The organism is Mesoplasma melaleucae (genome assembly GCF_002804105.1).
Taxonomy (GTDB): Bacteria; Bacillota_I; Bacilli_A; order Mycoplasmatales; family Mycoplasmataceae; genus Mesoplasma; species Mesoplasma melaleucae.
Genome location: NZ_CP024964.1, coordinates 112,251 through 127,668, shown reverse-complemented (window position 1 = coordinate 127,668; position 15,418 = coordinate 112,251). Strand labels below are relative to the sequence as shown.

Here is a 15,418-nt window from a genome sequence, read left to right as displayed (position 1 = left end):
TTATGCTCCTTTCTCAATTTTTTTAGCTTTTCTTTTACTTGCTTTGATTTCAGCAATTTCTCTATCATTTGCTAAAATAAAGTGACCTTTCTGAACTTCTTTTCATTTTGGTGAATCTGTAATGTAATCAAAATGTTGTTCTTCTGGATTATATTTAATACTCTTTTTCTTTTTTTCTAATTCTGGATCTGGTAATGGCACAGCAGATAACAGTGATTGAGTATATGGGTGTAATGGGTTGTTGAATAATTCATCAGCATCAGCTAATTCAACAATATCACCACGATAAATAACTGCAATTCTATTTGCAATAAATCTAACTACACTTAAGTCGTGAGCAATAAAGATATATGTTAAATCAAACTCAATTTGGAATTTTGATAATAAGTTAATAACTTGTGCTCTAATTGAAACGTCAAGTGCTGAAATAGGTTCATCACAAACAACAAATGAAGGTTTCATAACTAATGCTCTAGCAATTCCAATACGTTGACGTTGACCCCCTGAAAATTCATGTGGGTAACGAGATAAATGTTCAGGTAACATACCAACAGTAGTTAATAATTGTAAAATTAAAAATTGTTTTACTTTTGAATATCTAATGTTTTGTAATGTAATTTTTCCTGCTTTACTTGGATTGTTTAAATTAAATCAATCAATGTATGTTTGAGCTGCTTGTTCATTTTTATATAATTCAGGAAAGTTATCTAAACCTTCTGCAATAATTTGTTCAACTGGCATTCTATCATTTAATGATGATGCTGGATCTTGGAAAATCATTTGCATTTGTTTTTTTAGTTGATGTCTTTCTGAGTTTGTAGGTAAGCAATATTTTGGTGATTGTTCTAATGTTTTTTGAATATTATCCATTGCCATGAATTCTTTAACTGCTTGTAATTCTGCAATTTTTTCTTCATCACTAATAGTTGCTAATTTTTCACCAATTCATTTTAATCAATCTTTTTTATCGCTTCCTTTTGAAACAATCGCAGAACTTAATTTTTGTGTTTGTTTTAATTCTACAATCATTGGAGAAACTAATTTATGTTCAGTAATTAATATTTCTAATAATTTTCCTAATTCAAAGAAGAATCTTTTAACTGATTTATATTTACTTTTTTTAACATCATTTCTAATTTTTTCAATTTCTTGAATAATTAAATACATAGTTGATTCTGATTTTCTAATTTTTAAAGTTAATTTATTTGTTCTTGTGTGTAATTCATTAACTTTTTTTAATAAATCTTGATTAATAATTCCATCAGCTTTTAACATTTTTAAGAATGATAATGATTTATCTTGAAGTTTGTATAATTTTAAAATTCTTTTAATATTTTTTTTAATAGCATCATCAACTAATTTTAATTTTGGATCTCTCGCTTTTGAAACTAATTTGTGTTCTTTTAAATCTAAACCTTCTTCAATTTTTCTAATTTTGTTATCAGAGTAATCAACTGTTTCTTTTGATTTTAAATCGTAGTATTTTCCTTCAACATATTTAAAGTAAACACGTTTGTAATCTTCTGAATAAACTTCTAAAGCTTTAGTAATTGCTGTTTGATTAAGTTTCATTACTTTAATATGGTGTTCCATTTTTTCATTCATTTTAATCAAGTTAGGTATTTTACCAAATGCTAAAGTATCTTGGTAGTAAACAGTTCCATCATTAATTGGTTCAATTCCCATTAAGGCTTTACCAATTGTTGATTTACCAGAACCTGATTCACCTACTAATCCAAAAGTTTCTCCTTTGTAAATATCAAATGATACTTCTTTAACTGCAGAAACTTTGTTTTTTCCGTGTCCATATTCAATTAAAAGGTCACGTACCTTTACTAATGATTCTTTAGCCATACTATTCACCTACCTTTGCTTCGCTTACAGCTTCTTTTAAGTTGTCTAACATTTTAGGTTTATTAACTTGAGGGGCTCTTGGATCTAATAATCAAGTTTTTGCACCATGTGTTTTACTAATTTCAAACATTGGTGGGTTATATTCAAAGTCAATTGCTAAAGCATATTTGTTTCTTGGTGCAAAAGCATCACCTTTTATTTTGTTGAATAAACTTGGTGGTGTACCTGTAATAGCAAATAATTCTTCACCTTTTGTACCTAATTGAGGTAATGATGATAATAATGCTCAAGTATATGGGTGTCTTGCATCAAAGAAAATATCTTTAGTTGTACCATATTCAATAATTTGCCCAGCATATAATACTGCAACACGATCAGCAACGTTAGCAACTACTCCTAAGTCGTGAGTAATGAAAATTACAGTTAAGTTAAATTCTTTTTTAAGATCTTTAATTAATTCTAAAATTTGAGCTTGAATAGTAACATCAAGTGCTGTTGTTGGCTCATCACAAATTAAAACTTTTGGATTACATGCTAATGCAATAGCAATAACGATACGTTGTTTCATACCTCCAGAGTATTTACCTGGAATATCGTGATAACGTTTTTCAGCATTTGGAATACCTACTTTGTTCATTAATTCAATTGCTTGTTGTTTTGCAGCATGTCTAGAAACTTTATTATGTAATCTGATTGCTTCTGAAATTTGGAAACCTACACTTAATAATGGGTTTAATGAAGTCATAGGGTCTTGAAAAATTGTAGCAATTGTTCCCCCTCTAACTTGTTTTAATTTTTTAATAGCTTCTCTTTTGTTTACTCAAGTTGGTTTTGTTTGGAATTTTCATGCAGCTAATAAAGTATTAACTTCATGTTCTTCAACAACTTCAGCTCTTTTTAATTTTTCTAAAACTGATTTTAAGTTTAATTCAAACTCAGTTAAAAATTCTTGTTCAGCAAGAATCCTTAAACCAGCAAGAATTTGTCTACCTTTCATGATTGAAAGATTTGTTTTTTTAGCTGAAATTTCTTTCATTATTGGAGTTAAACGTAAAACAGTTCTTTTTCTTAATCTTGAGAATGTTGAAAGTTCAAAATATGCATCATGAATAATTTCACTTTCTTCTTTAATTTTTTCTAAAACTTCATTAGAATCTGCACCTTTAATTCCTAAACGTGCGTTTAATGCTTCTAAACGAATTTTTGCGTTATTAATTGTTTTGTAATTACTTTTTTTAATTTTTCTTCTTGTGTCAGAAGTTAATGAACCTTTGTGGTAGTTTACTAAGTTAACATCTTCTCTAATTGCTGTTTCAGGATTGTTTTTTGATTCTTCAGTTAGAAAATACATAATTGTTCCATTTGAAATGTAACCATTATTTTCTAACATGTTAGTTAATGTTTTAGTTAAAACTGATTTACCTGACCCAGATTCACCAACTATTGCAATTGTTTCTCCATCATAAATATCAAAAGAAACGTTTCTAATAGCTGTTAACATTTTTCCACGAACGTTGAATTTTACAACAACGTCTTGAAGCGAAATAATTTTTTCTTTATTTGTAGCCATAAGTTGGTCTCCTATCTATGATTTTTTGGATCTAATGAGTCAGCAAATACTCTAGCAGCTAAAAAGAATACAACTGAAACAACCATAATAACTGCCATTGGAGCAATTAATAAGTTTGGATAAATTTGTCATTTTGTTTCGTTCATAACTTGGTTTAAGATTTGTCCAAGTGATGTTTGTCCTGCTGGAATGAAGTCAAATGCTAAGTATGCAAGTGATGCTTCGATTGAAATAGCAGTTGGAATTGCAAACGCAGTTGTTTGAACAATAACTGGTAAAATTTTTGGCATAATGTTTTTGTTAATAATTCTGTATGAACTTGAACCTAAACTAATTGATGCTGTATTGTAGTCAGTATTTTTAACTAGCATAATTTGTACCCTTACCATTTGAGCAATACCAACTCATGCTTGAAGTGATATCGCAAAAACAATAACTCAGTAACCTTTACTATTAAATAAGAAAACCATTAATAGTAATAGAATGAATTGAGGAACAATTGTAATAATATTTGCTACTTGAATGAAAATTAAATCTGATTTTCTAAAATAACCTCAAATTGAACCTAAAACAACCCCAACTACTAATTGAATTGCTGCAATTAAGAAAGCAAACAATAATGTTGTTCTTGTTCCAGCTCAAACTCTTTGAAATAAATCTTCACCATTCATACCGATTCCAAATAAGTGCTCTCATGATGGTAATGCTGGATCACCAATTGTACTTGCTCCATTTTTATAACCTGTTACTACTGGAACAATGAAAGCTAGCAGTACAACTCCAATTAAAACTAAAATAGAAATCATAAAAGTAGGAGATGTAATTAATAATTTACCTACAGATTTTCAATAACTATATGGTTTTGAATTTAATCTTTCGCTTTCGCTAGTTTGTTCTTCGACCATTTCAAACATTTTTGAATCAATATTATCAAAATCAACTTTGTTTTCTCTTTCGAATTTTTCTCTATCGATGTTTATCATAATTTCCCCCTCTTTCTTATTTACCGCTTAATTTAACTCTAGGATCCATCAATACCATAAATAAGTCTGATATTAATGTTGCAGCAATTTTAATTAATGATGCAAAAGTAATAAATCCTAAAATAACAAATGAGTCACGGTTGTTTACCCCACTAATAATTAATTGAGACATACCAGGTATGTTTCATTGAGATTCAGTTAAAATTGAAGCTCCGAATAATGTAAATGCTAAGTCTAATGGTAATTCACGTAAAATTCTTACTCCAGTGTTTCTAAAAATGTGGATATAGAATACTTTTGATTCTCCTAAACCTTTTGCATATGCAAATTTTGTATATTCTGCAGTCATTTCATCAACAACATAACGTCTTGTTAAAATAATTGTTGTTGGTGCCATTAAAATAATTAATGCAACAACTGGTCAGAATCTAGTTCAGAAAGAACCAGAACTAAAAATTGATGAATGTCCGAAAACTAAGATTGATGTTAAGTAAACAGCAATAACAATAACTAATGAAGGTATTGCTAATAAAAATGTTGATGCTCCATTAATAACACCATCTGCTGTTTTACCTTTTCTTTTAGCTGCTTCAATGCCTAGTGGAATACCAATTATGTATGAAACTAAAACTGCAATACTTCCAATTCCAAATGAGTAAGGAATTGCGTCTGCAAATAGAGAAGTTACCTCAGTTGAACCTGGCATTCCCATTGAATTTGATTTAACAATTCCTAAATATACTCAGATAGTTTTATAGTTTGCATGAACTTTTACTAAATCAATTAGTTCTTGTGAACCTGATCTAAGAATTCAATCAACTTGTCCACCAGTATAAAAAATTGTGTTTTTAATAATAGCATCTGTTGTTGAACTTTCAGGAAATTCAACTGCTTGTCCAACTAAAATGTGTTTTGGAATAAATGGAATAATGTTTTTGAAATATGTTAATAATCTTTCAATAGCAGACCCACTAACTCCAAATAATTCTAATCTTGTTTGTAAGAATGCATCATAACGTGCACCAGAGTCACCTATTCCCATTTTTGCCATTTCTTGAGGATCAGGTAAGTATGATGAGTCAGGTGTTACAAAGTTAACTAAAAAGAAAACTATTGCAATACTTACAATTAATGTTAATAACCCATAAACAATACGTTTAAATGAGTATCCAATTAGAGGATGTCTTCTAAAATATTTTGAAGTCTCTTCTTTTAATTCTTCAAGTCTATATGAAACAGTTCTTAAGAATGTTGGTTGAGCATAAATTAACTCTTCATTTAGATCTAAATCCAAAGCGTCTAAATTAAAGTTTTTTAATGTACTTTTGTTTTTTGATTTAATCACGGTCTTTGCCTCCATATTTATATTAGTTTTTAATATGATAAACTAAAAGAGTATGTAAGTCAATTGAAAGGAGCAAATATGGCAAAGGACGAATTAAAAAACCTTAAGAAATTAAGAAAAGAAGGGCTAGACAAGCACTATAAGGATGTTAACAAAGAATTAAATAGTGATTTAAAAGCAGCTGAAAATTACACAAAAATGAAAAATTTTCGTGAAAATAAAAAATTAGATTGAATTAGTTGAATTGCAATTTTTTTAATAACTTTAATTGGGATTGGTTTTAGTTTTGGATTAGGATATGCCCTTAGAAATGTTGCTAGTATTGCTCCTAACCTAAGTAGTGATAAAAGATTTTTACAAGCAACAGCTTTTGTTGCTACAGCATTTTTATTTATTGAAATCTTAACAATCTTTATTATTAATTATGTGAGAAATAAAAAAGCAGTTAATTATTTTAATGATAAAAGATTAAGATACCAAAAGACTTATACTAAAAGAGAATCTATTTTAATTAAATGAAGAAATACTGTTACAATCTGTTTAATGTTATTTATAATTTTCACAATTGTTATGTATTGTGTATAGAAAAAAGGATCAATTAATTTGATCCTTTTTTATTATTATTATTATTATTATTTTTAAAGTTATTTCTATTTGAATTATTTCTTGGTTTAAAAACGTAGTCTTTTCCTTCATATTCATTTACGATAACTAATACAATTGGTTGTTTACCTGATTCTTGTTTAATTAATGATCTAACTTTTGTTGCAATATCTTTTTTAATTTCATTTATATCATATTTATTTGGTGATTCTTTAAATAGACTTTGTCCTTGTTCTAAAAGTAATTCAATTTCTTTTTGAATGATCTTAAAAATTGGATTTTCTTCTTTAATATATAAAACTCCACGCATTTGAGTATCGATCATTGAAATTAATTCTTTATTTCTTGTATCAATAGTTGCTCCAATAATCATTACACCATCAGTTGCTAATAGTTTTCTTTCATTTAAAACTATTGCTCCAACGTCTCCAACTCCTGCTTGGTCAACATATGAATTACCAATATCAACTTTTTTGTCAGCAACAGAAATTCCTGATTTTGAAATATTAGCAACTTGTCCATTGTCTAATATCACAACATTTTTTTCATTAACTCCAGCTTCAATTGCAGCTTTTTCAGCTTTTAATGAATCTTTAAATAATGATTTAACTGGGATAAAGTATTTTGGATTTAACATACTTGTAAAAACTTTTACATCTTCATATGATGCATGCATTGATCAAATGTTTCTATCACTTAAAGCAATTAATCTTGCATCTGTTCTTGCTAATTCGTCAAGAATTTGAGCATGTCTTTTTTCAACACCAGGTGCTGGAGGTGTTGCTAAAATAATTAAATCTTTTTCAGTAAACTCAACAACTTCATCATTCCCTGTAGCAATTTTTGCTAGTTTTGAATAAAGTATATCTCCTGTTCCTGAAATAATTAATAACCCATTTTCTGATTCCATGTATTCTTCAACTGTGATTAAATCATCTGAAACTATTTTCAAGTTTTCATTGATTAAGTTTGAATTAAGAATTTCAGTCATTGTTCTTCCATAAACAGCAATCTTACGATTGTTTTCTTTTGCTGCCATGCATATTTCACCTAATTTAAAAATATCTTCTTCAAAAATTCCAATTGCAATTTTTGTTTTCTTTTCTTTAAATGAAGTAGAAATAAAATTCTCAATTTTATGATTAGGTACAGTGAAACCACTTCTTGAAGCATATTCACTATCAGCAATTAATGCAAGAACACCTTTTTTTCCAATTTCATTAATGTGATTAAAATCTGTTGAAAAGTATGATTGTTCTTTACCATCAATAATGTAATCACCTGCATAAACAATAGTTCCTTCTTCTGTATGGAAAGCATAACCATAAGATTGTGGTGAAGCTGATGTTGTTCTAAATACTTCAACTTTAATATTTCCAAAGTTTAAGATTTGTTTATCTTTAACTACAACAAAGTTTTGGTCTTTTGTATTTTTAATACGCATTCTAGAAATTTTAATTTTACCAACTAATTGAGTAATTTCGTTACAGTAAACTGGAACATCCATACTTTTTAAAATAAATGGAACAGCTCCCATGTTGTAACTTGCTGAGTTTGTTAAAAAAATTCCTTTGATTTTTTGTTTATTATTTTTTAAATAATCTAGTTTTGGTGTAACAATATCTACACCTAAAATTCCTTTATCAGGATATTTAACACCGGCATCTAAAATGAGTAGGTTGTCATCAATGTCTAAGACATAAAGATTTTTTCCTCGTTCATCTTGTCCACCAAGTGCCATAAATTTAATTTTTGACATTTAGTTTCTCCTTATTATTAATTCATAATTATAATTTATTATTCACTAATCGCGATTAACGTTAGATTAGATCAGTTTTGCTTTTAAATATTTTAACATATAAAAGAAAAAATAAAAAATGACTGACGTCACTTAATAATTATTAATATTCTTTAACAGGTTCTACGCTATCAAAAGCGATTTCTAAGTTTGTATATCTACCAAACATTTCAATAAGTACAACAGCAACACCTTTTTCAAAGTCCATTGAACTTACTTCGCCTTCTTCACCAGCATTGATTCCTTCTTTAACTCTTACAAAGTCACCAATTTCAAATGGTGCAGTGAATAAAGGTTTTTTCGCAACTGCTTCATTTTCAGTTTGTGTTTCTTCTTTAATTACTTCAGTTTTTGGAATTAACATTTCAACAACTTCATCAACTGTTAATGGAAATGGTTTTGCACCACGTCCTGATGAACCAATAAATCCAGTAACTCCTGGAGTATTACGAACAACAAATCATGACTCTTCAGACATAATCATGTTAATAAATAAGTATCCTGGGAATAAGTTTTTTTCTTTTTCTTTTCCAGCTTTAGTTAAAACTCATCCTTTTGAAATTTTAATATCAAAAACTTGATCTTCCATTTTTTCAGCTTTAATTTTATTTTTTAAATCATTTAAAACTTTTTCTTCATGTCCTGTTTGAGAGTTAACAACAAATCATTGTCCTTTTGATGATAATATCTCGGCCTCTAATTTTAATATTTCTTCTTTATTCATACTAGCTCCTTTTAATAAACTTTAATTAATCTAAATATTGCTTCTATACCTAATCCAATGCAGAAGAATAAGACAGCGAAAAATATCATAAATAATAACACTATTATGTATTTTTTCTTTAAATTGTCTCAACCCGATCATTTGATTTTATTTATTTCTTTTACTATTTTAATTGGCAATTCTTTCATTGCCAATTTAAAATTTTTCTTTTCTTTTTGTTTTTTAACTTTAATTGATTTTTTAGTTTCTTTAGAAATTTTAATTTTTTGTTTTTTAGCTTTTTTTGTTTCTACATGTTCAACAAGTTCAATTATTTCAATTGGTTCAATTGGTTCAACTACTTGTTCAACAATTATGTCTTTATCTTTTTTCTTTGCCATTATCTTGTTTCCTTATGTAATGTATGTTTGTTGCACATAGAACAAAACTTTTTAATTTCTAAACGTTCTTTTTGAGTTAAACTGTTTTTATTCAGTGAATAGTTTCTACTTAAACAATCTTCACATACTAAAATTATCTTTTTGGTTAATTTTGATTTTTGCATATTAACCCTCCTAAATAAAGTATTTGTCTAATTAAAAAGGAGGTTGACCTCCTAATAACTATGTTTATTATACATTTATTATTTTAGTTTTCCAATATAATTAGCAACATGATAAAGAATTAAAGAAGTTGCCACATTAGCATTGTATGAATCAATTGTATTTGTTGAAGGGATATAAACATTCATATCACTGTTTTTCATTACTAATTCACTAACACCTTTATGTTCATTTCCTATTACGATTGCAGTCTTATTTGCAAAGTCTACTTTTCGCATGTCATTAGATTCAGAGTTTAAATGTGTTGAATAAATTCAAAACCCATTTTTTTGTAAATCTTTAATTGCATTACTTAGATTAGTAACTTTACTAATCTTCATATCATAAACTATTCCAGCTGATGTTTTGACAACTGTTGAATTAACAAATACTTGTTTGTGATCTAATATAACAATTTGATCAACACCTAATAAACTAGAACTTCTAATAATTGCACCAAAATTGTAAGGATCTTGAATTTGATCAAGAATTAAAACTAGTTTTGGTCCTTCATTATTTAGTTCATTTAATGCTTCACCAAATGGTTTGTAATTAAATTCTTTAACTTCCGCTACAACACCTTGGTGGTTTACTTCTACTCCAACCATAGCTTCAATTTTTTTAATATCAGTATGAATAACTGTAAAATCAAATTCACTTGATTCAACTTTAAAATTATTAGAAACATATATTTTTTTAATTAAGTTTGAATGATTTTTAATAAATTCATTTACAGCATGTTTTCCATATATTAAACTTAAATTTTCCATACTATAAGATTCCTTTTTCTACTAATGATTCTCTGATTTTGTCTGCTTGTTCAAAGTCTTTTGCAGAAATTAATTCTTTTCACATTAAGAAAGTTTGTTTATCATTTACATTTACATTTGCATCTATTTTAATTGATAAACCTAATGTATTTAAAACAAAGTTTAGTGCATTAATCTTTTTAGTTATCACTAAAAAGTCTTTAGATAATAAAACTTTATTAATATCTTTTAAGACATCTTCAATTAATGTTAAAACCCTTGATGTATTTAGATCATCATTCATAAAATTATTAAATTCGTCAATTATTTCTTTATCAATTGAATCATCTAATTTAAAGTTATCAGTTATTACTAACTGCTTAACTTTCTTATTTAAATTATTAAGTTTTACAATAAATTTATTTCCTTGTTCAATTAAGTCATCTGAAATATTAATTGGTTGTTTGTAATAAGTTATTAAGAATATTCATCTTAAAATGTCAGGATTATATTTTTCTAAGAAATTAGTTAATGTCATAGCATTACCCAAAGACTTACTCATTTTTTCTCTATCAATTGTTAAGTGACCATTGTGCATTCAAATATCTGCAATTTCTTTTTTATTTTTAGCAATATATTGAATTCTTTCATTTTCATGATGAGGGAATTGTAAATCAATTCCTCCTGAATGAATATCTACTGTTTCTTTATTGAAATATTCATCAATTAAAACTGCACATTCAGTGTGTCATCCAGGTCTTCCTAAATTTCCACTATTGCCAATATTTCATTTCTTACCTTTTTCAGTATTTTTTCATAAAGCAAAATCTAAAGGATCTTGTTTATTTTCATCTGCTTGAACTCTAGCACCTGAAATTAAATCTTCAATTTTGGCTTTTGATAATTTACCATACTGGTCAGCATTTTCTTTTATATTAAAATAAATGTTTCGATTTGATTCATATGCATCAGAAGTATTTAGTAATTCTAAAATAAATGTTTCCATTTGTTTTATCTTGTCACTAATAGGAATTAACTTATCTGGCATTCTAATATTTAATTTTTTAAGATTATCTTTAAAAGCTTTTGTATATTTGTCTGCAATTTCTTCTTCTGTAATATTTTCAGCAATTGCTCGTTCAATGATTTTGTCATCAATATCAGTTATGTTTTGTAAAAAATTAACTTTTACATTATTTGCTTCTAAAAATCTAATTAAAGTATCCATTAAAATTATTGGTCTAGCATTACCAACGTGAATAAAATCATAAACTGTTGGTCCACATGAATATATATTTATGTTTTTTTTATCCAATAATTTTTGTTCTTGAGTTAATGTATCAAATAATTTCATATAGATCACTTCCTTATTATTTTTTAATTAATGGTCTTAGCACAGAATAAACTGTTGCTAATAAAGCTGTGTTAAATACTATTTTTATTGGCATTTGAATTACCCTTAATGCAACCATACTAATATATCCTTCATCACTATTTGAAGTTAATAAGCTTGCATCTCCTCAAGCAGCAGTTAAAATTGTAACAATAATTTCTGTCACAATACAGATTAAAAAAATTGGTAAGATAACTTGTAATCATCTTTGTTTTTTTAATAATACTAAAACACCACACATTGTGTAGCATATCCCTAACATTATTCCCATCATTATTAAGAATAAACTTGGAATAAGTTCCTTTTTAACATGAATGCCAAATAATTTTACATTTCCATTTTCATCAGCATCCAAGTATTGAAGTGTGTTGTATAAGAATAGAGTTGCTAGAATAATAAATACTGTAATGATAGCAATAGTTATTCATTGCTTTTTGGCTTCAAATTTAAAAGTAAATGAAGCTAATCCTGCTCAGAATCCAAATCCAATTGCAACAACAAAATACGCAGGGTGAATAAATGACGGAATAAATAGCATAGTTAATAACTCAGTAATCAATCCAACAATTAAACCAATGATTGGTCCAAAAATCATTCCTGTAATTTTGATCATAATACCTTCAAAGGCAACTCTAATTGGTGGAAATACTGTAATTGGTGCAACTAATGAAATAACAACTGTAACTGAAACAGAGCAAGCAATCATAATTCCCATGTAAGTAATATTTTTTGTATTAAATGTTGGTGAAATAAATAGTTCACCTTTTCTGACTAAGTATTTCTTATAAATGAATGAACCTAGTGCGAATAGTAGTAAACTTATAAAAGTTAACAAGCTTGAAGCATATGCTAGATGATTTCCAGTCATTAATCATTGTAAAAAATTATCCATCATATCTCCTTTCAAGCAAAAATACTTAATAATATTATACTTGTATTAATCAAAAATTGGTTTTTAAAAATAAAAAAGCATATGTAATATGCTTATTTTTCTTTATTTTATGTACTTTCCTAAGCTTCTTTAAATTCTAATTTTGTAATATTGAAGTCATTAAATTTTTTATTTGTTGCTGTCATTTTTTTACTTCGTTTTTCAGTAAATAACGTTCCATCTTCGTTATATCCAACAATATTTTTTGAATTGAATTGGTACCCCATAAATCTTCAACCAATGTATGGAGTTCCATTTGAAGTAGTAGTTTTATCTTCTTCATCTTTGTTTGATGTAAAGTTTAAGATTGGTTTAAATGCAGCACTCAAGCCATCAATAGTTAAATCAATTAGATAGTTTTTTCCATTGGGTGTACCTGTTTTTAAGTCAACATTATCATTATATGTAATTTCTAAATCAATTGGCGCAAGTGAAACTAATGAGTAACCATATGAATATGCTGTTTTTTCTTTCTTATCATTTGTAGTATATTCAAAAACAATTGGCTCAGTAGCTTTTTCTGATGATTTAGGATTTAAAATTAACCCTTGTTTTTTAACATTTTTTTTACTTGTTTCAGATTGTTCTTTAACTTCTTTAACAGTTATTGGTAATTCTAAATCAGTAGATTTAACTTCTAAAATCATTAATTGCTGGAAAAAGTTATAAGCAATATTTGTTCCTGCAAGATATTCTTTATAACCCTTAGAAGGATCCTTTTCTGTTTCTTTAGCTGTTTTAGCATTATAGTTTGTAGTTGGTGAAATATAATTTGAGTCATATTTTTTTATTTCAGTATCACCTGTCAAATTACCTAAACCAATTTTACCTTCATATAATGAAGGAGTAAAGTTTATTTTAACATTTGTAATTCCTTGATTATTAGAACTACTAAAAATTCCACTTGTTTCAATCTCATTAATTGTTTCTGGAGACAATTTAGTCAAGTTAGCGTCAGCTTTTGTTGAAGATTCTGTAGATGTATATTTTGTGTATTGATATAAACCTAACAATGAAGAAATATTTGTTACTTTTGAATAATATTCTTTTATTTCATCTTCTTGTGAACTATTTAATCCAGCTGTTCTAAATTGACCATCAGCATAAACACCTTCTTGATTTGTTCTAAAAAGATATTGTCATGTTTTAATTGTATTTTTAGTTACATTTAATTCTGAGTTAAAAAATACAGAATTGATCATATCTGCAACTAAAGATGAGGCAAAAGTCCCAGAAGCTCCATCAAGTGCTTTTTTAACATTAGCTTTTTTTTGGTCATCTGTTGTTGATGAATCATAAGGTGTAGGTTTATAAATTCCTTCTTTTGTATCGAATTTATATTTTAAATCACCTGCCGCTTCTCAATTACTAATTTCAATTTTAAACAAATTAGTTATAACTTTACATGAAACTAAACTAGTTGTTGCTGAGGCAGCTACAGTTAATGATGTAATAATAGATAGTAGTTTTTTCATAAATCCTCCTTATGAGCATATCTTTTATAATTATAACAAAAAAAATGAAATTTCTTTCATTTTAATTACCCTTTGTCCATGAACTTACCATGACTTTTATCAAATAAAATACTAATTGTTCCAGTAGCACCATTTCTATGTTTTGAAAGAATTAAATCTGTTGAACTTACTTGATTAATAATTTTGTTTTCTTCTTCAGTACCATCTTTGTGTTTATAGTAGTCATCACGGTATAAGAACATAATAATATCTGCATCTTGTTCAATAGCACCTGAATCACGCAAGTCTGACATTATTGGTCGTTTATCTTCACGTTTTTCTACACTTCTTGACAGTTGTGATAAACAAACAATCGGAATTTTTAATTCCCTTGCAATTCTTTTTAATTGACGAGAAATATTTGATATTTCATTTTGTCTATCACCTGTGCTATTTGTTGAACTAATTAATTGTAAGTAGTCAACTACACAAAATTTAACATCATGATCTCTTTTTAATTTATATAATTTTGATTGAATTTGTTGAACTGTAATACCTGGAGTATCATCAATATAAATTGGTAATTGTGAAATAATTTCTTTTGAAGCTAATAAGTTACTTCATTCAGCTTTTGAAATGTTTTTTCCTGTTCTTAATTTTCTAGAATCTATCTTTGAAACCATAGTCATAATTCTTTGAGTTAATTGTTCTGCTGGCATTTCTAATGAAAATATAGCTACACCATTTTTATGTCTTGCTGCATTATATGCAAGGTTTAAAGCAAAAGCTGTTTTACCCATACTTGGACGTGCAGCAAGAATAATTAAATCACCTTCTTGTAATCCAGAAGTAATTTCATCTAAATCATATAAGTCTGTTGGAATACCTGTTAAAGTTTCACTTCTTTTTTCTAATTCTTGAATTTTTTTAATTAATAATTCAGTTGATTTATAAATACTTTGAACTTCATTCTTTTGAGCATTAAGATCTATTTTTAATAATTCTTTTTGCATCTCATTAATTGATGATTCAATATCAAGTTGTTCTTCTTTTCTTAAGTTTTGTACTCTTCTTAATGCTGCATCAAATTTTCTTGATGAACTTGCGTAAAAAACTTCTTCAATAAAGTTTTCAATTCCTTCATCTGAAAAGAAATCTAATGCAATATCTTGCAATCTTTGAATTCCACCAATTGAATCTAAATTACTTTTTTTCTCAATTTGGTTTGCAACTGAATTAATAGTAACTTCTTTACTTTCAGATTGAAGATCAATAATTGCTTGAAAAATTATTTTGTGAGTTGAATCTAGAAAATCATCTGCAACTAACCCTGTAATAATATCTGGTAACGCATTTGGTGAATGCATTGCAATTGCCAATACCATTTTTTCTACTGCATATAAGTTATTTTCACTCATATCTTTTCTGCTCAT

14 protein-coding genes are annotated in these 15,418 nt (G+C 27.3%); 1 reads left to right on the top strand and 13 read right to left on the bottom strand.

All coding sequences use genetic code 4. From position 1 onward, the window contains the following. The 4 genes from EMELA_RS05245 to oppB are packed head-to-tail and all read right to left on the bottom strand — an operon-like array spanning nt 1 to nt 5,752. Nucleotides 1-1,854, bottom strand: a complete 1,854-nt coding sequence (locus tag EMELA_RS05245) for an ATP-binding cassette domain-containing protein (RefSeq protein WP_028124014.1) — start codon at nt 1,852-1,854, stop codon at nt 1-3. Nucleotide 1,855: 1 nt separating this feature from the next. Then, nucleotides 1,856-3,424, bottom strand: coding sequence for an ABC transporter ATP-binding protein (locus EMELA_RS05240; protein WP_028124013.1), 1,569 nt, complete (start codon nt 3,422-3,424; stop codon nt 1,856-1,858). Between the two features lie 11 nt (nt 3,425-3,435). Continuing rightward, nucleotides 3,436-4,407, bottom strand: a complete 972-nt coding sequence (oppC, locus tag EMELA_RS00575) for an oligopeptide ABC transporter permease OppC (RefSeq protein WP_028124012.1) — start codon at nt 4,405-4,407, stop codon at nt 3,436-3,438. A gap of 16 nt (nt 4,408-4,423) precedes the next feature. Further along, on the bottom strand, nt 4,424-5,752 hold the full coding sequence (gene oppB, locus EMELA_RS00570; RefSeq protein WP_028124011.1) for an oligopeptide ABC transporter permease OppB: 1,329 nt from the start codon (nt 5,750-5,752) through the stop codon (nt 4,424-4,426). Between the two features lie 78 nt (nt 5,753-5,830). Here oppB and EMELA_RS00565 point away from each other — a divergent pair, with 78 nt between their 5' ends. Then, nucleotides 5,831-6,337: a hypothetical protein gene (locus EMELA_RS00565; RefSeq protein ID WP_028124010.1), complete on the top strand. Its 507-nt coding sequence runs from the start codon at nt 5,831-5,833 to the stop codon at nt 6,335-6,337. A gap of 13 nt (nt 6,338-6,350) precedes the next feature. Here the strand turns inward: EMELA_RS00565 and EMELA_RS00560 are convergent, their stop codons facing one another. From EMELA_RS00560 to dnaB, 9 genes are all read right to left on the bottom strand, one after another. Then, the gene (locus tag EMELA_RS00560) at nt 6,351-8,114 is read right to left on the bottom strand and encodes a ribonuclease J (RefSeq protein WP_028124009.1); all 1,764 of its coding nucleotides are present in this window, start codon (nt 8,112-8,114) and stop codon (nt 6,351-6,353) included. A gap of 142 nt (nt 8,115-8,256) precedes the next feature. Next, the gene (nusG, locus tag EMELA_RS00555) at nt 8,257-8,877 is read right to left on the bottom strand and encodes a transcription termination/antitermination protein NusG (protein WP_028124008.1); all 621 of its coding nucleotides are present in this window, start codon (nt 8,875-8,877) and stop codon (nt 8,257-8,259) included. Nucleotides 8,878-8,888: 11 nt separating this feature from the next. Beyond that, on the bottom strand, nt 8,889-9,257 hold the full coding sequence (gene secE / locus EMELA_RS00550; RefSeq protein WP_100608942.1) for a preprotein translocase subunit SecE: 369 nt from the start codon (nt 9,255-9,257) through the stop codon (nt 8,889-8,891). Then, nucleotides 9,257-9,421: a 50S ribosomal protein L33 gene (rpmG, locus tag EMELA_RS00545; RefSeq protein WP_034971113.1), complete on the bottom strand. Its 165-nt coding sequence runs from the start codon at nt 9,419-9,421 to the stop codon at nt 9,257-9,259. The genes secE and rpmG overlap by 1 nt, the downstream gene beginning before the upstream one ends. Before the next feature lie 78 nt (nt 9,422-9,499). Further along, nucleotides 9,500-10,228: a 23S rRNA (guanosine(2251)-2'-O)-methyltransferase RlmB gene (gene rlmB / locus EMELA_RS00540; protein ID WP_028124005.1), complete on the bottom strand. Its 729-nt coding sequence runs from the start codon at nt 10,226-10,228 to the stop codon at nt 9,500-9,502. 1 nt (nt 10,229) lies between these two features. Continuing rightward, nucleotides 10,230-11,561 carry a cysteine--tRNA ligase gene (gene cysS / locus EMELA_RS00535; protein WP_028124004.1) on the bottom strand — a complete coding sequence of 444 codons (1,332 nt, stop codon included), beginning with the start codon at nt 11,559-11,561 and terminating at the stop codon, nt 10,230-10,232. A gap of 16 nt (nt 11,562-11,577) precedes the next feature. Further along, nucleotides 11,578-12,492: an ECF transporter S component gene (locus EMELA_RS00530; protein ID WP_028124003.1), complete on the bottom strand. Its 915-nt coding sequence runs from the start codon at nt 12,490-12,492 to the stop codon at nt 11,578-11,580. A gap of 119 nt (nt 12,493-12,611) precedes the next feature. Continuing rightward, nucleotides 12,612-14,006: a lipoprotein gene (locus tag EMELA_RS00525; RefSeq protein ID WP_028124002.1), complete on the bottom strand. Its 1,395-nt coding sequence runs from the start codon at nt 14,004-14,006 to the stop codon at nt 12,612-12,614. A 65-nt stretch (nt 14,007-14,071) separates the two neighbouring features. Then, on the bottom strand, nt 14,072-15,418 hold the full coding sequence (gene dnaB, locus EMELA_RS00520; RefSeq protein WP_034971111.1) for a replicative DNA helicase: 1,347 nt from the start codon (nt 15,416-15,418) through the stop codon (nt 14,072-14,074).